The sequence below is a fragment of the Pseudomonas sp. NFX1 genome (genome assembly GCF_051123555.1).
GTDB classification, from domain to species: Bacteria; Pseudomonadota; Gammaproteobacteria; order Pseudomonadales; family Pseudomonadaceae; genus Aquipseudomonas; species Aquipseudomonas capeferrum.
The window spans coordinates 4,283,563-4,303,839 of the sequence record NZ_CP169366.1 but is presented as its reverse complement, the minus strand read 5'-3'; the positions used below and the strand labels follow the sequence as shown (position 1 = coordinate 4,303,839).

Below are 20,277 nucleotides of genomic sequence, written 5' to 3'. Positions count from 1 at the left end.
GCGTGCAGCTTAACGCGATGATCCGGACGGGCATGCTCTGGCGAGAACAGCAGCTGCCAAAGCGTCGAAGTACAGCACAGGCTCAAGGCGTAGCATGATCCCTGTGGGAGTGGGCTTGTCCCGCGAAGCAGGCACCGCAGAGCATGGCACGGGCTTCGCCCGTGTTCGCGGGACAAGCCCGCTCCCACGGGGCTGGCTGTTTTAGAATTTTGAGCAAGGCAGTTGCTCTCACAGGTTATCCGCAGGCCATGAAAGTGCGAATGGGCCGCAAAGCGGCCCCAGTACGATCAGGTGCGAAAGCGAGCCACCAGGCCGTTCAAGTCCACCGCCAAGCGCGACAGCTCGGCACTCGCCGCGCTGGTCTGATGCGCCCCGGTAGCACTCTGCACCGACAGGTCATTGATGTTAACCAGGTTGCGGTCCACCTCCCGCGCCACCTGTGCCTGTTCTTCCGCCGCACTGGCGATCACCAGGTTACGCTCGTTGATCTGCGCCACCGCGCCGGCAATGGTATCCAGCGCCATGCCCGCGCCACGGGCGATGTTCAGGGTCGATTCGGCGCGTTCGGTGCTGGTGCGCATCGACGCCACCGCCTCCTCCGTACCGCCCTGGATAGTACCGATCATCCGCTCGATTTCGCTGGTCGACTGCTGGGTGCGATGGGCCAATGCACGTACTTCATCCGCGACCACGGCAAAGCCACGGCCGGCCTCACCGGCACGGGCTGCTTCGATCGCGGCATTGAGCGCCAGCAGGTTGGTCTGGTCGGCCAAGCCGCGGATCACATCCAGCACCTTGCCGATGTCGCGCGATTGCTCGGCCAGGTGGGTGATCAGCGTGGCAGTGGCCTGTACATCGCCGCTCATACGCTCGATGGCGCCGACGGTTTCCAGCACCAGGTCGCGCCCATCGCCCGCCGAACGGCTGGCTTCACCCGAGGCCTGCGAGGTGCTCACCGCGTTGCGCGCCACTTCTTCCACGGCGCTGGTCATCTCGGTGACCGCAGTGGCGGCCTGTTCAATTTCGTTGTTCTGTTGCTGCAGGCCACGGGCGCTCTCGTCGGTGACGCTATTGAGCTCTTCCGCCGCAGACGCCAGCTGGGTGGCGGAGCCGGCAATCAATTGCAGGGTGTCGCGCAGCTTGTCTTGCATGCGGGCCATGGCGCGCAGCAGGCGGGCGGCTTCGTCGGTGCCTTCGGCACGGATGACATGAGTCAGGTCACCGTCGGCCACCTGCTCGGCGCATTGCAGCGCCTCTTCGATCGGCTTGACGATGCTGCGGGTCAGCAGGAACGCGCACAGCAGTGTCAGCACGGTGGCGGCGATCAACAGGCCGATGACCAGGGCGAAGGCGGCAGCATACTGGCTGGCTGCGGTTTCGTTGGTGGCACGGGTCTGGTCGGTGTTGATGCGCACCAGGGTGTCCATGACCTTGTTGATCTGCTCGGAGTTGGCCAGCAGGTCGCGGTTGAGCAGGTCGCGCAACTCGTCGGTGCGGCCCGCCTGGCTCATGCTGCGCATGCGCGCCTCCAGCTGGCGGTATTGACTGAGCAACTGGCTGTACTGGTCGAAGGCCGCTTGCTCGTCGGGTGCGCCGATCATCGGCTGGTAGGCCTGGCGGGCGCGGTCGATCTGGGCGTTGCGTTGGTCCAGCAGGTTGAGGGTGTCGCGCTGGGTCTCTGGCTCGCGGTTGATCAGCAGCCGATAGGAGAGGGTGCGCATGCGCAGGTTCAGCGCGGTAAGTTCGTCGAGAATCTTGATGCTGGGCACGCTGATGCTCTCGATGGCGACGCCCGCCTGGCGGATGTTGCCCATCTGCATGAGCGAGAAAATGCCGAGGCCGAGCATCAGCAGGCCGATCAGCGCGAAGCCGAGCAGCGCGCGCGGGGCGATGTTCATGTTGCGTAGGGACATGGGGGGATCCAGGCAGGGGAGGGTCGCACACAGCACGACGAAATATGACTTGCCTGGCTATCGGTCGTGACTGGTCAGTCTTGAGCGAGACCGGTGAAATTTGTGAGCGCGCTAACTTTTTCCTGACCGGCGGTTGACCCAGGTCGGAACAAGCGGCCCGATACCCTGTCAATCTGCGCAGCAGAAACCTTAAGAATCCGATATTTAATGGCGAGGGCCGACACTTTTCTTTATCGTGTGCGCCCTCTGCAACAACCTGAGATAGACCCCATGCTTGAAGCCTCCCTGAATCAAATCGAGCAACTGGTCAGCGACCTGATGCATAAAAACGCTCAACTCACCGAGCAGAACACCACCCTCGGCCAGCAACTGGCCCAGGCCAAGGAAGAAAACGAAACCCTGCAGCTGTCGCTGATGGAGCAGGAAGAAAAGAACGGCGCCACTGCCGCGCGCATCCAGGCGCTGGTTGATCGCGCCAGTGCGGGTGTCGTCAACGCATGAGCCTGAATGCGCAGCCGGTCAATGTCGTGTCGATCCTTGGCAGCGACTATTCGATCAAGGCGCCTGAAGGCCAGGAAGAAACCTTGGCGCAGGCGGTGCGAATGCTCAACACCGCCTTGGCCGAGACCAAGCGTTCGTACCCGACCTTGATCGGCGACAAACTGCTGGTGCTGGCTGCCCTGAACCTGTGCTCCAAGCAGGTTGAGCTGCAGAAGGAGCATCAGCAGACGCTTGCGCGCACCCAGGCGCAGATCGACGCCACGGTGGACGCGATCGTTCGGACTATTGCCGAGTCCTGATGGGCACCTAGGGCCGCACAGCGGCCCCAAGGTCCCCAAGCAATGTCCCAGATCACTGGAATAACTGGATACGTAAGTGTATACACTTCCCGCAAAACAATAATTGGCGGGGAGCAAGGGCATGCGTATCTGGCGGCGAAGCATCCAGTGGCAATTGATCGCAAGCATGGGCGCGGCCCTGCTGGCGAGCATCCTGGTAGTGGTGATCATCTTCACGGTGGCGTTCAACCGCCTGACCGAACGCTACCTGGTCGACACGGCGCTGCCGGCCAGTGTCGAAGCCATCCGCAACGATATCGAGCGCATGCTCGGCCAGCCGCTGGTGGCTGCGGCCGACATTGCCGGCAACACCCTGCTGCGCGATTGGCTTGCCGCGGGCGAAGACCCTGCGCAAGCACCGCGCTTCATCGAATACTTGGACGCTGCCAAGCAGCGCAACAAGGCCTTCACCACGCTGTTCGCCGCCACCGAAACCGGCCATTACTACAACGAGAATGGCCTGGACCGCACCCTCAGCCGGGCCAACCCCAAGGACAAGTGGTTCTACGGCTACATCGACAGTGGCGCCGAGCGTCTGATCAATATCGACATCGACGGTGCCACCGGTGAGCTGGCGCTGTTCATCGACTATCGCGTGGAAAAAGACGGCAAGCTGGTTGGCGTCGCCGGCATGGGCCTGCGCATGGCCGAGCTGTCGAAACTGATCCATGACTTCAGCTTTGGCGAGCACGGCAAGGTGTTTCTGGTGCGCAACGATGGGCTGATCCAGGTGCACCCGGACAACGCTTTCAGCGGCAAGCGCCAGCTTGTCGAGCAGCTCGATGCGCACGCCGCGAAGGCGGTGATGAGTGGTGAGCCGGGCCTGCGCACCAGCCGCTTCCAGCGCGATGGCGAAGATTATCTGGCGTTGGGCCTGCCACTGCGCGACCTGAACTGGACCTTGGTCGCCGAGGTGCCGGAGGCCGAGATCTACGCGCAGATGCGTCAGGCGGTATGGCTGACCACGTTGATCGGTGGCGGTGTGGCGCTGCTGTCCTTGCTGCTGGTGGTGTTGCTGGCGCGTGGGCTGGTGCGGCCTATCCGACGGGTCACTGCCGCGCTGGTACAGATCGGCAGTGGCGCCGGTGACCTCAGCCATCGCCTGGATGATGCGCGCCAGGACGAGCTGGGTGACCTGGCGCGGGGCTTCAATCGTTTTCTCGACAGCCAGCGCAGCCTGATTGGCGAGGTGTTGCAGACTTCCGAACGGCTGCATCGGGCTGTCGAGCAGGTGACCCAAGTGGTGGACAACACCGCCGAGCGTTCCGGGCGGCAGCAGGAAATGACCGAGATGGTTGCCACCGCCGTGCACGAAATGGGGCTGACGGTGCAGGACATTGCCCGCAATGCCGGCCAGGCAGCCGAGGCTTCACAATCGGCGCGCGATGAAGCGTTGCAGGCGCGTGAAGTGGTGCGGCGCTCGATCCAGGGCATCGAGGGCATGTCGGGCGACATCGGCAAAGCGGCGGATGCGGTGGCGCAGTTGGCCGACGAAGTCGCCTCGATCGATGAGGTATTGGCGGTGATCCGCAGTATTTCCGAGCAAACCAACCTGTTGGCGCTGAACGCTGCCATCGAGGCGGCGCGGGCAGGGGAAATGGGACGTGGTTTTGCCGTGGTGGCCGACGAAGTGCGAACGCTGGCGCGGCGCACGCAGCTGTCTACCGATGAGGTGCAGCAGATGATCCAACGCCTGAAGCAGGGCGCGGGTTCGGCGGTGAGCTCGATGCAGGCGGGGCAGCAGGCGACCGGCAGTGGCGTGGAGTCGAGCCAGCGCACCGGGGCGTCACTGGGGGCGATTACCGATCAGGTGGAACATATCAGTGACATGAACCATCAGGTGGCCACAGCGACTGAAGAGCAGTCGGCGGTAACTGAGGAGATCAACCGCACGGTGCAGGGGATTTCCGACCTGGCGCGGGAGACGGCGGCTGAGGTGCAAGGGTGCCGCGAGGAGTGCCAGGCTTTGCGTGGTTTGGCCGATGACCTGGCGCGGCAGATGGGTGGGTTCAGGCTCTAGATCGGTGTTGGCTTCTTCGCGGGGCAAGCCCGCTCCCAAAGTACAGCGCTGTGGGAGCGGGCTTGCCCCGCGAATGCGGCCTGTCAGGCGGTGATGATGCTGCGGATATCCGCCGCCAGCTCACGCACCCGTTCCTCTTCGGTGTCCCACGAGCACATGAACCGCGCCCCGCCGCTACCAATAAAGGTGTAGAAGCGCCAGCCCTTGCCGCGCAACGCCTCGATCGCAGGCTCTGGCATCTGCAGGAACACCCCGTTGGCCTCCACCGGGAACATCAGCTCAACCCCCGGCAAGCCACTCACCAGCGAGGCCAGCAACTGTGCGCAGTGGTTGGCGTGGTTGCCATGGCGCAGCCAGGCGCCGTCTTCCAGCAGCCCGACCCAGGGCGCTGACAAGAAGCGCATCTTCGAGGCCAGTTGCCCGGCCTGCTTGCAGCGGTAGTCGAAGTCCTCGGCCAGGTCGCGATTGAAGAAGAGGATCGCCTCACCCACCGCCATGCCGTTCTTGGTGCCGCCAAAGCACAGCACATCGACGCCGGCCTTCCAGGTCAGCTCTGCCGGGCTGCAACCGAGGAACGCGCAGGCATTGGTAAAGCGCGCGCCATCCATGTGCAGGTTCAGGCCCAGCTCCTTGCAGGTGGCGCTGATCGCCTTGAGCTCATCGGGGCGGTATACGGTGCCCACTTCGGTGGCCTGGGTGATGGTCACCACGCGTGGCTTGGGGTAGTGGATATCCTGGCGCTTGAGGGCGACCTCACGAATCGATTGCGGGGTCAGCTTGCCGTTGACGCTGGCCGCCGTCAGCAGCTTGGAGCCGTTGGAGAAAAACTCTGGCGCACCGCATTCGTCGGTCTCGACGTGGGCGGTTTCAGAGCAGATCACGCTGTGGTAGCTCTGGCACAGCGACGCCAGGGCCAGGGAGTTGGCGGCAGTGCCGTTGAAGGCGAAGAACACTTCGCAGTCGGTTTCGAACAGCTCGCGAAAGTACTGGGCGGCCCGCTCGGTCCACTGGTCGTCGCCGTAGGCGCGGTCGTGGCCCGTGTTGGCCTTGGCCATGGCGGCCCAGGCTTCGGGGCAGATGCCGGAATAGTTGTCGCTGGCGAATTGTTGGCTCTTATCTGTCATGACACGGTCCTGTGAACGACGCAGAACTGCACTCTAAACCATCGATTCAGCAGTTGCCTATACAACCTGTGCCAGGTCAGGCCAATGGTCCTGCACGCGCCATTCATTGTGGGAGCGGGCTTGCCCCGCGAAGAGGCCGGCAACAGCAACACAAAGCCAATGTCGTAAACGCGCCATTGCAAGGCGTGCGCAGGCATCTGACCCACCCCGGCCAGTCATACCATCGCCACAAAGGGCCACAGTGCCTTACAGACAAGAAACGATCGCTGCCGGGAGACAACAAGATGTTCAGCAAGCAAGACCAGATCCAGGGTTACGACGACGCACTGCTGGCGGCGATGAATGCCGAAGAACAGCGCCAGGAAGATCACATCGAGCTGATCGCCTCGGAGAACTACACCAGCAAGCGCGTCATGCAGGCCCAGGGCAGCGGCCTGACCAACAAATACGCCGAAGGCTACCCAGGCAAGCGCTACTACGGCGGCTGCGAGCACGTCGACAAGGTCGAGGCGCTGGCCATCGAGCGCGCCAAGCAGCTGTTCGGTGCCGACTTCGCCAACGTTCAGCCGCACTCCGGCTCTTCCGCCAACGGCGCGGTCTACCTGGCCCTGCTGCAGGCCGGTGACACCATCCTGGGCATGAGCCTGGCCCACGGCGGCCACCTGACCCACGGCGCCAAGGTGTCGTCTTCGGGCAAGCTCTATAACGCTGTGCAGTACGGCATCAACACCGACACCGGCCTGATCGACTACGACGAAGTCGAGCGCCTGGCGGTCGAGCACAAGCCGAAAATGATCGTTGCCGGCTTCTCGGCCTACTCCAAGACCCTCGACTTCCCACGCTTTCGCGCTATCGCCGACAAGGTCGGTGCGCTGCTGTTCGTCGACATGGCCCACGTCGCCGGCCTGGTTGCCGCTGGCCTGTACCCCAACCCGCTGCCGTACGCCGACGTGGTCACCACCACCACCCACAAGACCCTGCGCGGTCCGCGTGGCGGCCTGATCCTGGCCAAGTCCAACGAAGCGATCGAGAAAAAGCTCAACGCTGCTGTATTCCCAGGCGCCCAGGGTGGCCCACTGATGCACGTCATCGCCGCCAAGGCCGTGTGCTTCAAGGAAGCGCTGGAGCCTGAGTTCAAGCGCTACCAGCAGCAGGTCATCGAAAACGCCCAAGCCATGGCCCAGGTGTTCATCGACCGCGGCTACGACGTGGTGTCCGGCGGTACCGACAACCACCTGTTCCTGGTCAGCCTGATCCGCCAGGGCCTCACCGGTAAAGATGCCGATGCCGCCCTGGGCCGCGCGCACATCACCGTCAACAAGAACGCCGTGCCCAACGACCCACAGTCACCGTTCGTCACCTCGGGCCTGCGCATCGGCACCCCGGCTGTCACCACCCGCGGCTTCAAAGTCGCCCAGTGTGTGGCCCTGGCTGGCTGGATCTGCGACATCCTCGACAACCTCGGTGATGCCGACGTTGAAGCCGATGTGGCGAAGAACGTCGCCGCCCTGTGCGCAGACTTCCCTGTTTACCGCTGAGTGGAGTAAACGACCATGCAACGCTACTCGGGCTTCGGCCTCTTCAAGCACTCCCTCAGCCACCACGAAAACTGGCAGCGCATGTGGCGCACGCCGACCCCTAAAAAGGTCTACGACGTGGTCATCGTCGGCGGTGGCGGCCATGGCCTGGCCACGGCCTACTACCTGGCCAAGGAACACGGCATCACCAACGTCGCGGTGATCGAGAAAGGTTACCTGGGCGGCGGCAACACCGCCCGTAACACCACCATCGTGCGGTCCAACTACCTGTGGGACGAGTCGGCGCAGCTGTACGAGCACGCCATGAAACTGTGGGAAGGCCTGTCCCAGGACATCAACTACAACGTGATGTTCTCTCAGCGCGGCGTCTACAACCTGTGCCACACCCTGCAGGACATTCGTGACTCCGAGCGCCGCGTCAGCGCCAACCGCCTCAATGGCGTCGATGGCGAACTGCTGAACACCGCCCAGGTCGCAGCCGAAATCCCGTACCTGGACTGCTCCAAGAACACCCGCTACCCGATCCTCGGCGCTACCGTTCAGCGCCGTGGTGGCGTCGCCCGTCACGATGCCGTGGCCTGGGGTTATGCCCGTGCCGCCGACGCCCTGGGCGTCGACCTGATCCAGCAGACCGAAGTGATCGGTTTCCGCAAGGAAAACGGCGCGGTCATCGGCGTGGAAACCAACAAAGGCTTCATCGGCGCCAAGCGCGTCGGCGTGGTCACTGCCGGTAACTCCGGGCACATGGCCAAGCTGGCCGGCTTCCGCCTGCCGCTGGAATCGCACCCGCTGCAAGCACTGGTGTCCGAGCCGATCAAACCGATTATCGACAGTGTGATCATGTCCAACGCGGTGCACGGCTACATCAGCCAGTCCGACAAGGGCGACCTGGTGATCGGCGCCGGTATCGACGGCTGGGTCGGCTACGGCCAGCGCGGTTCGTACCCGGTGATCGAGCACACCCTGCAGGCGATCGTCGAGATGTTCCCCAACCTCTCGCGCGTACGCATGAACCGCCAGTGGGGCGGCATCGTCGACACCTCGCCGGACGCCTGCCCGATCATCTCCAAGACCCCGGTCAAGAACATGTTCTTCAACTGCGGCTGGGGCACCGGCGGCTTCAAGGCGACCCCGGGTTCGGGCAACGTCTTTGCCGCAAGCCTGGCCAAAGGCGAGATGCACCCGCTGGCTGCGCCGTTCTCCATGGACCGTTTCTACAACGGCGCACTGATCGACGAACACGGCGCCGCCGCCGTCGCCCACTAACCGGAGACACCGTCATGTTGCATATTTTCTGTCCCCACTGCGGCGAGCTGCGCTCCGAAGAAGAGTTCCATGCCTCTGGCCAGGCGCACATCGCCCGCCCGCTGGACCCTGCCGCCTGCTCCGACGAAGAGTGGGGCACCTACATGTTCTTCCGCGACAACCCGCGCGGTATCCACCATGAACTGTGGGACCACGTTGCCGGCTGCCGTCAGTACTTCAACGTCACCCGCGACACCGTGACCTACGAGATTCTGGAAACCTACAAGATTGGCGAGAAGCCGCAGGTGACCGCCAACGGCAAGCAGAACAGCGCACCGTCGACCGTCAAAGGCCAAGGGGAAAAAGTATGAGCCAGACCTATCGCCTCGCCAGCGGCGGCCGTATCGACCGCAGCAAGGTCCTGAACTTCACCTTCAACGGCAAGACCTACCAGGGTTATGCCGGTGACAGCCTGGCCGCCGCGCTGCTGGCCAACGGCGTCGACATCGTCGGCCGCAGCTTCAAGTACTCGCGCCCGCGCGGCATCATCGCCGCCGGTACCGAAGAGCCGAACGCCATCCTGCAGATCGGCTCCAGCGAAGCCACCCAGATCCCTAACGTGCGTGCCACCCAGCAGGCGCTGTACGCCGGCCTGGTCGCCACCAGCACCAACGGCTGGCCGAACGTCAACAACGACGTCATGGGCATCCTCGGCAAGGTCGGCGGCAGCATGATGCCGCCGGGCTTCTACTACAAAACCTTCATGTACCCGAAATCGTTCTGGATGACGTACGAGAAGTACATCCGCAAGGCGGCAGGCCTTGGCCGTGCGCCGCTGCAGAACGACCCGGACAGCTACGACTACATGAACCAGCACTGCGACGTGCTGATCGTCGGTGCCGGCCCTGCTGGCCTGGCCGCCGCCCTGGCCGCTGCCCGCAGCGGTGCGCGGGTGATCCTCGCGGACGAACAGGAAGAGTTCGGTGGCAGCCTGCTCGACAGCCGCGAGACCCTCGACGGCAAGCCTGCTGCCGAGTGGGTGAGCAGCATCGTCAAAGAGCTGGAAAGCCTGCCGGAAGTGACCCTGCTGCCACGCGCCACGGTCAACGGCTACCACGACCACAACTTCCTGACCATCCACGAGCGCCTCACCGACCACCTCGGTGACCGCGCCCCGATCGGCCAGGTGCGTCACCGCGTGCACCGTGTGCGTGCCGGCCGTGTGGTACTGGCCGCTGGCGCCCACGAGCGCCCGCTGGTGTACGGCAACAACGACGTGCCGGGCAACATGCTGGCCGGTGCAGTCTCTACCTATGTGCGCCGCTACGGCGTGGCCCCGGGCCGCAAGCTGGTGCTGTCGACCAACAACGACCACGCCTACCGCGCCGCGCTGGACTGGCACGACGCTGGCCTGCAGGTGGTCGCCATCGCCGACGCCCGCCACAACCCGCGCGGTTCGCTGGTCGAGGAAGCACGTGCGAAAGGCATCCGCATCCTCACCTCCAGCGCCGTGGTCGAGGCCAAGGGCAGCAAGCACGTGACCGGCGCCCGCGTGGCCGCCATCGACGTGCAGGCACATAAAGTCACCAGCCCTGGCGAAACCCTTGAGTGCGACCTGATCGCTACCTCCGGCGGCTACAGCCCGATCGTCCACCTGGCTTCGCACCTGGGCGGTCGCCCGGTTTGGCGTGAAGACATCCTCGGCTTCGTGCCGGGTGATGCACCGCAGAAACGTGTTTGCGTCGGTGGTATTCACGGCATCTACGCCCTCGGTGACGTGATTGCCGACGGCTTCGAAGGCGGCGTGCGCGCAGCCACCGAAGCTGGCTTCAAGGCCACTGCCGGCACCCTGCCGAAAACCGTGGCACGCAAGGAAGAGGCCACCGTGGCGCTGTTCCAGGTGCCGCACGACAAGGGCACCAAGGGGCCGAAGCAGTTCGTCGACCAGCAGAACGACGTGACTGCCGCCGGTATCGAACTGGCCACCCGCGAAGGCTTCGAGTCGGTCGAGCACGTCAAGCGCTACACCGCGCTGGGCTTCGGCACCGACCAGGGCAAACTGGGCAACATCAACGGCCTGGCCATCGCCGCCCGTTCGATCGGCATCACCATTCCGGAAATGGGCACCACCATGTTCCGCCCCAACTACACGCCGGTGACCTTCGGTGCGGTAGCGGGCCGGCACTGTGGCCACCTGTTCGAGCCTGTGCGCTTCACCGCCCTGCATGGCTGGCACGTGAAGAACGGCGCCGAGTTCGAGGACGTCGGCCAGTGGAAGCGCCCGTGGTACTTCCCCAAAGCCGGTGAAGACATCCATGCCGCCGTGGCCCGCGAGTGCAAGGCCGTGCGCGACAGCGTGGGCCTGCTCGACGCCTCGACCCTGGGCAAGATCGACATCCAGGGCCCGGATGCACGCGAGTTCCTCAACCGCATCTACAGCAACGCCTGGACCAAGCTCGACGTGGGCAAGGCCCGTTACGGCCTGATGTGCAAGGAAGACGGTATGGTCTTCGACGACGGCGTCACCGCCTGCGTCGGCGACAACCACTTCTACATGACCACCACCACCGGCGGCGCCGCCCGTGTGCTGCAGTGGCTGGAGCTGTACCACCAGACCGAATGGCCAGAGATGAAGGTGTACTTCACCTCGGTCACCGACCACTGGGCGACCATGACCCTGTCCGGCCCCAACAGCCGCAAGCTGCTGAGCGCGCTGACCGACGACATCGACCTGGACAAGGACGCCTTCCCGTTCATGACCTGGAAGGAAGGCACTGTCGGCGGCGTACCGGCCCGGGTGTTCCGTATCTCGTTCACCGGCGAGCTGTCGTACGAAGTCAACGTGCAGGCCAACTACGCCATGGGCGTACTGGAAAAGATCATCGAGGCCGGCAAGCAATACAACCTGACCCCGTATGGCACCGAGACCATGCACGTACTGCGTGCCGAAAAGGGCTTCATCATCGTTGGCCAGGACACGGATGGCTCGATGAACCCGGACGACCTCAACATGAGCTGGTGCGTGGGCCGCAACAAGCCGTTCTCGTGGATCGGCCTGCGTGGCATGAACCGCGAAGACTGCCTGCGCGACAACCGCAAGCAGCTGGTCGGCCTCAAGCCTGTGGACCCGACCCAGTGGCTGCCGGAAGGTGCTCAGCTGGTGTTCGACCCCAAGCAACCGATCCCGATGGACATGGTCGGCCACGTTACTTCCAGCTACGCAGCCAACTCCCTGGGCTATTCGTTCGCCATGGGTGTGGTCAAGGGCGGCCTCAAGCGCATGGGCGAGCGCGTGTTCTCGCCGCAGGCCGACGGCAGCGTGATCGAGGCGGAAATCGTGTCTTCGGTGTTCTTCGATCCGAAGGGTGAGCGGCAGAACGTTTAAGGCCCACCGGTAGATCTGAATTGGAATGCAAACCTTGTGGGAGCGGGCTTGCCCCGCGAATGCGCTGGGGGCCTCACCGCCCTCTTCGCGGGACAAGCCCGCTCCCACTGGGCCCCCATTAGCATTCGGGCATTGCATCTGACCTCTGGTCTTACGGACAACAGAATTCAAGGCAGGTAAGAAATGAGCGCTATCAACGTCTTCCAGCAAAACCCCGGCGCCGAAGCCAAGGCCCAGTCGCCGCTGCACCACGCCGACCTGGCCAGCCTGGTTGGCAAGGGCCGCAAGAACGCAGGTGTGACCCTGCGTGAAAAGAAATTCCTCGGCCACCTGACCCTGCGCGGCGACGGCCATGACCCGGCCTTTGCGGCAGGCGTGCACAAGGCCCTGGGCCTGGAGCTGCCGGTGGCCCTGACCGTGGTCGCCAACAACGAGATGTCGCTGCAGTGGATGGGTCCCGACGAGTGGCTGCTGATCGTCCCGGGCGGCCAGGAGTTCGCCGTCGAGCAAACACTGCGCGCGGCCCTCGAAGGCCTGCACATCCAGGTGGTCAACGTCAGCGGCGGGCAGAGCCTGCTGGAACTGCGCGGCCCGAATGTGCGCGAAGTGCTGATGAAGTCCACCAGCTATGATGTGCACCCGAACAACTTCCCGGTGGGCAAGGCTGTCGGCACCGTATTCGCCAAGTCGCAACTGGTGATCCGCCGCACCGCCGAAGACACCTGGGAACTGGTGATTCGCCGCAGCTTCGCCGATTACTGGTGGCTGTGGCTGCAGGACGCTTCGGCCGAATACGGCCTGAGCATCGAAGCCTAAGGAGAAAGACATGAGTCGGGCACCGGATACCTGGATTCTCACCGCCGACTGCCCGAGCATGCTCGGTACCGTCGACGTGGTGACGCGTTACCTCTTCGAGCAGCGCTGCTACGTGACGGAGCACCACTCCTTCGATGACCGGCAGTCGGGGCGCTTCTTCATTCGCGTCGAATTCCGCCAGCCGGACGATTTTGACGAGGTCGGCTTTCGTGCCGGCCTCGCCGAGCGCAGTGAAGCGTTCGGCATGGCCTTCGAGCTGACCGCGCCCAACCACCGCCCCAAGGTGGTGATCATGGTGTCCAAGGCCGACCACTGCCTGAACGACTTGCTGTATCGCCAGCGCATTGGTCAACTGAGCATGGACGTGGTCGCGGTGGTGTCCAACCACCCCGACCTGGAGCCATTGGCGCACTGGCACAAGATCCCCTATTACCACTTTGCACTCGACCCCAACGACAAGGCTGGGCAAGAGCGCAAGGTGTTGCAGGTGATCGAGGAGTCTGGCGCTGAGCTGGTCATCCTTGCCCGCTACATGCAGGTGCTGTCGCCCGAGCTGTGCCGACGCCTGGATGGCTGGGCGATCAATATTCACCACTCGCTGTTGCCAGGGTTCAAGGGCGCCAAGCCTTACCACCAGGCGTACAACAAAGGCGTGAAGATGGTCGGCGCCACAGCGCACTACATCAACAACGACCTCGACGAAGGGCCGATCATTGCCCAGGGCGTTGAAGTGGTGGACCACAGCCATTACCCCGAGGACCTGATTGCCAAGGGGCGGGATATCGAATGCCTGACGCTGGCGCGGGCGGTGGGGTATCACATTGAACGGCGGGTGTTCCTGAACGCCAACAGGACGGTCGTTCTCTGAACAATGCTGGGGCTGCTGCGCAGCCCTAACGCGACACAAGGCCGCTCCTACAGGCGATCGCGTTCCCCTGTAGGAGCGGCCTTGTGTCGCGATAGGGCCGCAAAGCGGCCCCAGCTTTTGGTCTGCCGTAAAAAGGCATCCCCCTGTCGTTTTCAGTCAGTGCATCTCGCCCTATCAGGCCCACAATTCCCCTCATTCCAGTAACACATGCCGCCCATGGATGGCGGCGCTTCAACCAACGCTGCATAAATAAAAACCAAGCGAGGTAAGAGCATGTCTGGCAATCGTGGAGTGGTATATCTCGGCGCCGGCAAGGTCGAAGTACGCAATATCGACTACCCGAAAATGCAGGACCCGCGTGGCAAGAAGATCGAGCACGGGGTGATCCTCAAGGTGGTCTCCACCAACATCTGCGGCTCCGACCAGCACATGGTCCGCGGCCGTACCACTGCCCAGGTCGGCCTGGTCCTGGGCCACGAAATTACCGGTGAAATCGTCGAGCTGGGCCGTGACGTCGAACGCCTGAAAAAGGGCGACCTGGTGTCGGTACCGTTCAACGTCGCCTGCGGCCGCTGCCGCTCGTGCAAAGAGATGCACACCGGCGTCTGCCTCACCGTCAACCCGGCCCGCGCCGGTGGCGCCTACGGCTATGTCGACATGGGCGACTGGACCGGCGGGCAGGCTGAATACGTGCTGGTGCCGTACGCTGACTTCAACCTGCTGAAACTGCCGGATCGCGACAAGGCCATGGAAAAGATCCGTGACCTGACCTGCCTCTCTGACATTCTGCCGACTGGCTACCACGGTGCCGTGACGGCCGGCGTTGGCCCAGGCAGCACCGTTTACGTTGCCGGTGCCGGCCCGGTCGGCCTGGCTGCTGCTGCCTCGGCCCGCCTGCTGGGCGCTGCCTGCGTCATCGTCGGCGACCTCAACCCATTGCGCCTGGCACACGCCAAGTCCCAGGGCTTCGAAGTGGTCGACCTGTCCAAGGACACCCCGCTGCACGAGCAGATCGTCGACATCCTCGGTGAGCCGGAAGTGGACTGCGCCGTTGACGCCGTCGGCTTCGAGGCACGCGGCCATGGCCACGAAGGTGCCAAGCACGAAGCTCCGGCTACTGTGCTGAACTCGCTGATGCAAGTGACCCGCGTTGCCGGCAACATCGGTATCCCAGGGCTGTACGTGACCGAAGACCCGGGCGCGGTAGATGCCGCCGCCAAGATCGGCGCGCTGAGCATCCGCTTTGGCCTGGGCTGGGCGAAATCGCACAGCTTCCACACCGGCCAGACCCCGACCATGAAGTACAACCGCCAGCTGATGCAGGCGATCATGTGGGACCGCATCAACATTGCTGAAGTGGTGGGCGTGCAGGTGATCAGCCTGGATCAGGCGCCGGAAGGGTATGGCGAGTTTGATGCGGGTGTGCCGAAGAAGTTTGTGATTGATCCGCACAAGACGTTTAGTGCGGCCTGAGTCTCCACTCAGCCTTCTTAGGCAAGGTAATCGGGGGCCGCTTTGCGGCCCTTTCTTTTTTAGCGCATACGTTATCTAACGCTCGGCCTAATGCCGCCCCTGTCTCAGTTCACGCTCGAGGCGTCTTGCTACCGTCCTGGACGGGCTGCTGGCGGTCTGAATCGCGTATCAATCCGGTTAACCTGTTGCTCTGATGAGGGCAGCCGTTTAGAACAGTTGCAGGTGTGATTAAACAGGTACTTGTTGGCGGCACTCATTACCATTGATGACGGATGTCACGTGCCGTCGGGGTGGGCGATAAGCGGTCAGTGTATGAATTCAAAGGAGGACGTCGTACGGGTTCGAGCCCGTACTTTGTCGTCAAGTCTTTGATCCGGTCTTTTCGACGATTGAAGATATTAAGTCTGCTTTCGAATATCTCAGCGGGAACGGATTTAAGATCGTAATTTTTAAAGTCATTGAGGTCGCTTGCTTGCTGTTCTAACAGCTGTCGTCGTTCGTTGCGAGCTATATTTTGTATTAACGGATTTGTCGAGTTTCCCTGCTGATCTCTTGCTGTTTCCGTTAGCGATTTTTTTCGTGACTGCTGCGGTGTAGGCTGAGGACGCTTCGATTTGGGAACGCGCCCAAAGAACAGATTTTTGATGCCTTTATAGAAACTGTTGAACGGTTTGAGAACAATAGGTACCTGGCCAGAAGGATCAATTTTCCCTACAGGGTCACCTTGACAATACATATAAGGGTTTAAACCCCCGGCAGCGAAGGGGCTGAGTTCGTCAGGCGCATAGAAGCGCATCAGGATAGGGTTGTAGATGCGATAACCGTTACCCAGAGGATAGCTTTTCGTGAGCACTTCAAGCGGCTCGCCATTGAAACCAACGAGCGGGAGTAGTGAAGATAGGGGTGACGTGTACCCGTAGGGTAGATAGGAGAGAGGGGCATCACCGGCAGTATTTACGATATGGAATACAGTATTTTTCTCGTCGGTAACCAGCAGGTCTGCATGACCCGTGTTATCAGCACCTTTTATTACTGCAAGCGGCTGACTCCGGTTACGCAGAACCGTGCTGCACTGTTCGCGCACGTTCAGGGTTACGAGCTTGCCGTTTTGATAGAAAAATTTAGTGATGTTCGCCTGAGTATTCATGAGGCTTCCCTTTTGGCGCTCACTACTGATGATCGATTCGACAACGGAATATTGGTCAAGAGTGGCACGGACGGCTACTGGCAAAAATGATAGGTATGCGGAAATTGCCTACGCGGCTATGGGTCACTTCCTACTTACTCCCTGAATCAGCAGGAAATACCCTACGCAGTCTGTCGAATCGCGTCTGATTGCCCCTGTGAACCCCGGTCCGTAGGCTTCGTTGGGTCGCTGAAAGGTTCAGCGATGGGGGTGTGGAAACCCTGGTAGTCATCGATCGACATGCCGTTATGGCGGCTGTGCGCGGGAGGCCGTTTGGCCTACCGGGTTGCTCGATGACCGGTTTTCCACCCCGCGTTCAGCTGCCTCCATTCGTGTGGAAACGAGGTTGGTGGCGTTCCCATCACTATCGAGTTGAATCATGAACAAAATCGTCCCCGATCCACCCCGCCTTAAACTGTTCAACACCCTCTATTCCTCAATCCACCCCGATTTGATTCCGCTCGACGCCTTGTCTGTCGCCAGCGAGATGCTGCTGGGTATCTCGGAAACCGTCGACGAGTACCGCCGCATCCATACCGGTGAGCCGGGCCTGCACATGCTTGCCAATGTGGTCCATTCCGCCGATACCGCACACGCGTTGATCGAGCACGCGCTGGCGCGTATGTGAAGGAGGGTGTAGGGCGATGAGCGACGATAGACAAGCAAACGTAACGGTTGGCGCCAAGACCTTCTGCGAGGCTGGCGAACAGCCCAGCCATCTGTTCCGGGTGATGCCTCGTGTGCCGTTCGAGCATGCCTATGAGCAGGTTTCGGTACTGCTGGGGTACATCAAGCATTTGGTGCGCGAAGGGGATATGGAGGATGACCATAAACTGCTCGGTGCTGCCGATTACCTGAGTGCGTTTGCCAAGGCGATCATGGATGACATCGAGCTTGCTCGGAACAAAAGGCACTGACTGGGCCAGTCTGTTAGCGGGGGCCGCTGTGCGGCCCTTCGCGGGGCAAGCCCGCTCCCACAGCATCCCGATCTGCGGCCCGGAACAAACCTCCAATCGCTTAGTCGAATGCCTCGTTTCCCAGGCCATCCCGGCCTACGAGGTCCCTCCCGATGAAAGCTCTCACCCTGGCAACCCTGATGACCCTGGCTGCAAGCCCGGTGTTCGCCTTCAACCTCAGCGACGCCGCCAACGCCGTGTCGGCCATGCAGAGCCAGAAACAGCAGGGCCAAGTGCAGGCGCCCGAGGCCCAGGCCAACTTGCTCAACACCTTGGGCAGCGAACTGAACATCACCCCGGAGCAAGCCGTGGGCGGGGCAGGGGCGATGCTGGGGCTGGCGCGCAATAACCTCAGCGCGGACGATTACGGCCAATTGACCAAAGCGGTGCCTGGGCTTGACCTGCTGTCGGGCGCCAATGCGCTGGGCGGGTTGAGTGGGCTGGGTGAAATGCTGGGCAAGAACAGCGAAAGCCATTCGGCGCTGAGCAATGCGTTGGGTAACAACGTCGAGAACCGCAGCGACCTGGACAGTGCGTTCAAGGCGCTGGGGATGGATACCGGCATGATCGGGCAGTTTGCGCCGTTGATTCTGCAGTACCTGGGGCAGCAGGGGATTGCCGGGTCGCTGCTGCAGAATCTGGGTAGCCTGTGGACTAACCCAACCCCCCTGGCCCAGCCGTCGGTATGAGTAGAAGGCGCCGAGTGGCCCTCATGTAGCCTAAACGTTTAGCGTCTGATGGATCGGAGCTGTGAGGCTGTATTGTGCAGCCGATGGTTTAGTGCGACTCGGCTCAACTCCACGTGGTTGATAACAGCCTCAACGGCTACGAGAGTTTCACCGAATGCAGCGTAATCATTACCACGCGGACCAGCGGCCTGTGCTTCATCAGCAACCATCGCCTGTTTCGTAAGCTTGAGGCGAAGTTCTTTGACCTCAGCTGTGCTGAGCGGCGTAGTCGTATCACGATGTCCTAGGTTCAGATTCAATGTGCGCTGATTTTCCGTAGGTGTCTTGCTGTAGGGAGGAGGGAGCTCATCTAGTTGAATTTTTTTTGCTGTAGCCCAGGTGTAATCAGGCGGCCTTCTTTCAGCCATGCCTGGCGCGGGTCGTCTATGGCCAGCCGTGATCTTTGCGGTTAGCGGAGGACGCTGACGAGGTGGGACGGAGTGTATGCCCGGAAACCTGTATGGCATCGGTGCCCCCCCTGTAGGGTCTACAAGATTCGCTGGGTCCCCTGCGCAATAGGCATAGGCATTAAGACCGCCGTTATCAAAGGGACTAAGCACGTCCGGTGAGTGGAACCGCATCAACCGGGGAGAAAATGCACGGTGGCCCTTGCCCAAAAGGTAATGGTGAGTAAGAGGATCGATGTACTCTCCGTTGAAGCCCAGCAGCACCTCCGTGAGATCGCAGTTCGTCCATCCATAGACGGTGTAGGCGCGGGTATCCGAGGCGGCGGTATTCATGCTCGTGGCCTTTGGCACTCCTGAGGTGCTAATAGCCTGCGGTCGTGTCGGCGATCGAGCAACTGGCAGAATTACCAGGTCATTCTTTCTGATTCCCCTGCTTCTGAAAAATCCACCAACCGCACCGGGCGGCGGAAGCCAGCCGTCAGCACCGCCAGATACGCCAGCCCTAACGCAAACCAGCACAGCCCAATCACCAACGTCAGCGCCGACAAGCTGGTCCACAGCCACAAGGTCAAGCTCAACCCCACCAACGGCACCGCGCCATAGCACAGCAAGCCTTTGAGGTTGCGCTGCGCGCTGTCGTTCATCAGGTGCGTCTTCACCACCGCCAGGTTCACCGCCGAAAACGCCACCAGCGCGCCAAAGCTGATCAACGAGGCGAGCGTGGCTAGGTCGATCACCAGCGCCAGCAGCGAAAACGCCGACACCAGCAGGATGGCGAACACCGGCGTGCCGAAGCGTGGCGACAGATACCCGAATGTGCGCTGTGGCAGCACTTTGTCACGCCCCATGGTGAACAGGATGCGCGACACCGCCGCCTGCGAGGCCAGCGCCGAACCCAGGCTGCCGGCAACGAACGCAGCCGTGAAGAAGTTGGCCAGGAACTGCCCGCCCGCCTTGAACATCACCTCGTTCGCCGCCGCATCGGCATTGGCGAAGGTGCTGCCGGGGAACACCAGTTGGCTGACGTAGGCCAGTACGGTGAACAGCACGCCGGCAAACAGCGTGGTCAGGATGATCGCCCGTGGCACGTCGCGGCGGGCGTCGCGGCATTCTTCGGCCAGGGTCGAGACAGCATCGAAACCGAGGAACGACAGGCACAGTACCGCAGCACCGGCCATCAACGGGCCAAAACCAGGCTGGGTACCGTCACCCATCAGCGGCGAGAGCAGGTCCACCGGTTGGCCGGCCAGGGTCTGGCAAGACAGCGCCACGAACACCCCGATGAACACGATCTGCGCGCCGACGATCAGGTTGCTGGCCTTGGCCACCGAGTGGATGCCGATCACGTTGAGCACGGTCACCAGCGCGATCGAGGCAAGGATCAGGGACCAGGCTGGGATGGCGGGGAAGGCGATATTGAGGAACAGGCCGATGAGCAGGTAGTTGATCATCGGGATGAACAGGTAATCGAGGAGCAGCGACCAGCCGGCGAGAAAGCCCACATTAGGGCCAAAGGCCATGTTGGTGTAGGAGTACGCCGAACCCGCGACCGGAAAGCGCTTGACCATGAAGCTGTAGGACGTGGCGGTGAACGACATGGCCAGCAACGTGACCAGGTAGGCGCCAGCGGTGCGGCCACCGGTGAGCTCGGTGACGATGCCGTAGGTGGTGAAGATGGTCAGCGGGACCATGTAGACAAGGCCGAAAAACACCAGGGCGGGCAGGCCGAGGACACGGCGGAGCTGGGCGGGGGCGGAGCTAGGTTGGTTGGCCATTGAT

Annotated in this window: 18 protein-coding genes and 2 pseudogenes; 14 read left to right on the top strand and 6 right to left on the bottom strand. The window is 62.2% G+C overall.

The features are described from left to right. Window positions 1-287 precede the first annotated feature (287 nt). Window positions 288-1,151, bottom strand: a complete 864-nt coding sequence (locus tag DJ563_RS19410; RefSeq protein WP_434519736.1) for a methyl-accepting chemotaxis protein — start codon at window positions 1,149-1,151, stop codon at window positions 288-290. Beyond that, window positions 1,143-1,898 (bottom strand): annotated as a pseudogene (locus DJ563_RS19405) (MCP four helix bundle domain-containing protein); the annotation flags it as partial. The gene DJ563_RS19410 and the pseudogene DJ563_RS19405, both read right to left, overlap by 9 nt. Window positions 1,899-2,183: 285 nt before the next feature. On the opposite strand from DJ563_RS19405, the gene DJ563_RS19400 reads away from it, so the two are divergent. The 4 genes and pseudogenes from DJ563_RS19400 (at window position 2,184) to DJ563_RS19385 (ending at window position 4,772) form a co-directional block, all read left to right on the top strand. Further along, window positions 2,184-2,414 carry a hypothetical protein gene (locus DJ563_RS19400; RefSeq protein WP_033703149.1) on the top strand — a complete coding sequence of 77 codons (231 nt, stop codon included), beginning with the start codon at window positions 2,184-2,186 and terminating at the stop codon, window positions 2,412-2,414. After that, entirely contained in the window at window positions 2,411-2,713 is a 303-nt protein-coding gene (locus DJ563_RS19395; protein WP_033703147.1) for a cell division protein ZapA, read from the top strand. The genes DJ563_RS19400 and DJ563_RS19395 overlap by 4 nt, the downstream gene beginning before the upstream one ends. A gap of 121 nt (window positions 2,714-2,834) precedes the next feature. Next, window positions 2,835-3,908, top strand: a pseudogene (locus DJ563_RS19390) (HAMP domain-containing protein); the annotation flags it as partial. A gap of 126 nt (window positions 3,909-4,034) precedes the next feature. Continuing rightward, entirely contained in the window at window positions 4,035-4,772 is a 738-nt protein-coding gene (locus DJ563_RS19385) for a methyl-accepting chemotaxis protein (protein WP_434519735.1), read from the top strand. Window positions 4,773-4,855: 83 nt separating this feature from the next. Here the strand turns inward: DJ563_RS19385 and DJ563_RS19380 are convergent, their stop codons facing one another. Continuing rightward, a complete protein-coding gene (locus DJ563_RS19380; protein WP_434518192.1) occupies window positions 4,856-5,896 on the bottom strand; it encodes a low specificity L-threonine aldolase in 1,041 nt (346 codons plus the stop codon). A 284-nt stretch (window positions 5,897-6,180) separates the two neighbouring features. Between DJ563_RS19380 and DJ563_RS19375 the strand changes: the two genes are divergently transcribed. From DJ563_RS19375 to fdhA, 7 genes are all read left to right on the top strand, one after another. Next, the gene (locus DJ563_RS19375) at window positions 6,181-7,434 is read left to right on the top strand and encodes a serine hydroxymethyltransferase (RefSeq protein WP_047582966.1); all 1,254 of its coding nucleotides are present in this window, start codon (window positions 6,181-6,183) and stop codon (window positions 7,432-7,434) included. A 15-nt stretch (window positions 7,435-7,449) separates the two neighbouring features. Next, on the top strand, window positions 7,450-8,700 hold the full coding sequence (locus tag DJ563_RS19370) for a sarcosine oxidase subunit beta family protein (RefSeq protein ID WP_008089646.1): 1,251 nt from the start codon (window positions 7,450-7,452) through the stop codon (window positions 8,698-8,700). 14 nt (window positions 8,701-8,714) lie between these two features. Next, window positions 8,715-9,050, top strand: coding sequence for a sarcosine oxidase subunit delta (locus DJ563_RS19365; RefSeq protein WP_027594307.1), 336 nt, complete (start codon window positions 8,715-8,717; stop codon window positions 9,048-9,050). Beyond that, entirely contained in the window at window positions 9,047-12,064 is a 3,018-nt protein-coding gene (locus DJ563_RS19360) for a sarcosine oxidase subunit alpha (RefSeq protein WP_033703143.1), read from the top strand. Before DJ563_RS19365 ends, DJ563_RS19360 begins: the two co-directional genes overlap by 4 nt. Window positions 12,065-12,247: 183 nt before the next feature. Continuing rightward, a complete protein-coding gene (locus DJ563_RS19355) occupies window positions 12,248-12,880 on the top strand; it encodes a sarcosine oxidase subunit gamma (protein ID WP_274100463.1) in 633 nt (210 codons plus the stop codon). Window positions 12,881-12,890: 10 nt separating this feature from the next. Continuing rightward, a complete protein-coding gene (purU, locus tag DJ563_RS19350) occupies window positions 12,891-13,748 on the top strand; it encodes a formyltetrahydrofolate deformylase (protein WP_186658525.1) in 858 nt (285 codons plus the stop codon). Window positions 13,749-14,021: 273 nt separating this feature from the next. Further along, window positions 14,022-15,221, top strand: coding sequence for a formaldehyde dehydrogenase, glutathione-independent (fdhA, locus tag DJ563_RS19345; protein WP_033703138.1), 1,200 nt, complete (start codon window positions 14,022-14,024; stop codon window positions 15,219-15,221). Window positions 15,222-15,477: 256 nt separating this feature from the next. Here fdhA and DJ563_RS19340 read toward each other — a convergent pair whose 3' ends face one another. After that, entirely contained in the window at window positions 15,478-16,368 is an 891-nt protein-coding gene (locus tag DJ563_RS19340; protein ID WP_274121912.1) for an RHS repeat-associated core domain-containing protein, read from the bottom strand. Window positions 16,369-16,786: 418 nt separating this feature from the next. On the opposite strand from DJ563_RS19340, the gene DJ563_RS19335 reads away from it, so the two are divergent. The 3 genes from DJ563_RS19335 to DJ563_RS19325 all read left to right on the top strand — a co-directional run bounded on the left by DJ563_RS19335 (window position 16,787) and on the right by DJ563_RS19325 (window position 18,052). Further along, entirely contained in the window at window positions 16,787-17,035 is a 249-nt protein-coding gene (locus DJ563_RS19335) for a hypothetical protein (RefSeq protein WP_434518191.1), read from the top strand. A 16-nt stretch (window positions 17,036-17,051) separates the two neighbouring features. Continuing rightward, a complete protein-coding gene (locus DJ563_RS19330; RefSeq protein ID WP_434518190.1) occupies window positions 17,052-17,324 on the top strand; it encodes a DUF3077 domain-containing protein in 273 nt (90 codons plus the stop codon). A gap of 152 nt (window positions 17,325-17,476) precedes the next feature. Then, complete coding sequence (locus DJ563_RS19325; protein WP_434518189.1) at window positions 17,477-18,052, top strand: DUF2780 domain-containing protein; 576 nt, start codon at window positions 17,477-17,479, stop codon at window positions 18,050-18,052. A gap of 38 nt (window positions 18,053-18,090) precedes the next feature. Here DJ563_RS19325 and DJ563_RS19320 read toward each other — a convergent pair whose 3' ends face one another. Both DJ563_RS19320 and DJ563_RS19315 read right to left on the bottom strand, forming a co-directional pair. Next, complete coding sequence (locus tag DJ563_RS19320) at window positions 18,091-18,831, bottom strand: RHS repeat-associated core domain-containing protein (protein WP_434518188.1); 741 nt, start codon at window positions 18,829-18,831, stop codon at window positions 18,091-18,093. 71 nt (window positions 18,832-18,902) lie between these two features. Continuing rightward, a complete protein-coding gene (locus DJ563_RS19315) occupies window positions 18,903-20,273 on the bottom strand; it encodes an APC family permease (protein WP_434518187.1) in 1,371 nt (456 codons plus the stop codon). Window positions 20,274-20,277 lie beyond the last annotated feature (4 nt).

Excerpts from the sequence above, each read along its gene's own strand:
- DJ563_RS19410 (WP_434519736.1), bottom strand. The coding sequence starts at position 1,151 with ATGCAAGACAAGCTGCGCGACACCCTGCAATTGATTGCCGGCTCCGCC.
- DJ563_RS19400 (WP_033703149.1), top strand. The coding sequence starts at position 2,184 with ATGCTTGAAGCCTCCCTGAATCAAATCGAGCAACTGGTCAGCGACCTG.
- DJ563_RS19395 (WP_033703147.1), top strand. The coding sequence starts at position 2,411 with ATGAGCCTGAATGCGCAGCCGGTCAATGTCGTGTCGATCCTTGGCAGC.
- DJ563_RS19385 (WP_434519735.1), top strand. The coding sequence starts at position 4,035 with ATGACCGAGATGGTTGCCACCGCCGTGCACGAAATGGGGCTGACGGTG.
- DJ563_RS19380 (WP_434518192.1), bottom strand. The coding sequence starts at position 5,896 with ATGACAGATAAGAGCCAACAATTCGCCAGCGACAACTATTCCGGCATC.
- DJ563_RS19375 (WP_047582966.1), top strand. The coding sequence starts at position 6,181 with ATGTTCAGCAAGCAAGACCAGATCCAGGGTTACGACGACGCACTGCTG.
- DJ563_RS19370 (WP_008089646.1), top strand. The coding sequence starts at position 7,450 with ATGCAACGCTACTCGGGCTTCGGCCTCTTCAAGCACTCCCTCAGCCAC.
- DJ563_RS19365 (WP_027594307.1), top strand. The coding sequence starts at position 8,715 with ATGTTGCATATTTTCTGTCCCCACTGCGGCGAGCTGCGCTCCGAAGAA.
- DJ563_RS19360 (WP_033703143.1), top strand. The coding sequence starts at position 9,047 with ATGAGCCAGACCTATCGCCTCGCCAGCGGCGGCCGTATCGACCGCAGC.
- DJ563_RS19355 (WP_274100463.1), top strand. The coding sequence starts at position 12,248 with ATGAGCGCTATCAACGTCTTCCAGCAAAACCCCGGCGCCGAAGCCAAG.
- purU (WP_186658525.1), top strand. The coding sequence starts at position 12,891 with ATGAGTCGGGCACCGGATACCTGGATTCTCACCGCCGACTGCCCGAGC.
- fdhA (WP_033703138.1), top strand. The coding sequence starts at position 14,022 with ATGTCTGGCAATCGTGGAGTGGTATATCTCGGCGCCGGCAAGGTCGAA.
- DJ563_RS19340 (WP_274121912.1), bottom strand. The coding sequence starts at position 16,368 with ATGAATACTCAGGCGAACATCACTAAATTTTTCTATCAAAACGGCAAG.
- DJ563_RS19335 (WP_434518191.1), top strand. The coding sequence starts at position 16,787 with ATGAACAAAATCGTCCCCGATCCACCCCGCCTTAAACTGTTCAACACC.
- DJ563_RS19330 (WP_434518190.1), top strand. The coding sequence starts at position 17,052 with ATGAGCGACGATAGACAAGCAAACGTAACGGTTGGCGCCAAGACCTTC.
- DJ563_RS19325 (WP_434518189.1), top strand. The coding sequence starts at position 17,477 with ATGAAAGCTCTCACCCTGGCAACCCTGATGACCCTGGCTGCAAGCCCG.
- DJ563_RS19320 (WP_434518188.1), bottom strand. The coding sequence starts at position 18,831 with ATGAATACCGCCGCCTCGGATACCCGCGCCTACACCGTCTATGGATGG.
- DJ563_RS19315 (WP_434518187.1), bottom strand. The coding sequence starts at position 20,273 with ATGGCCAACCAACCTAGCTCCGCCCCCGCCCAGCTCCGCCGTGTCCTC.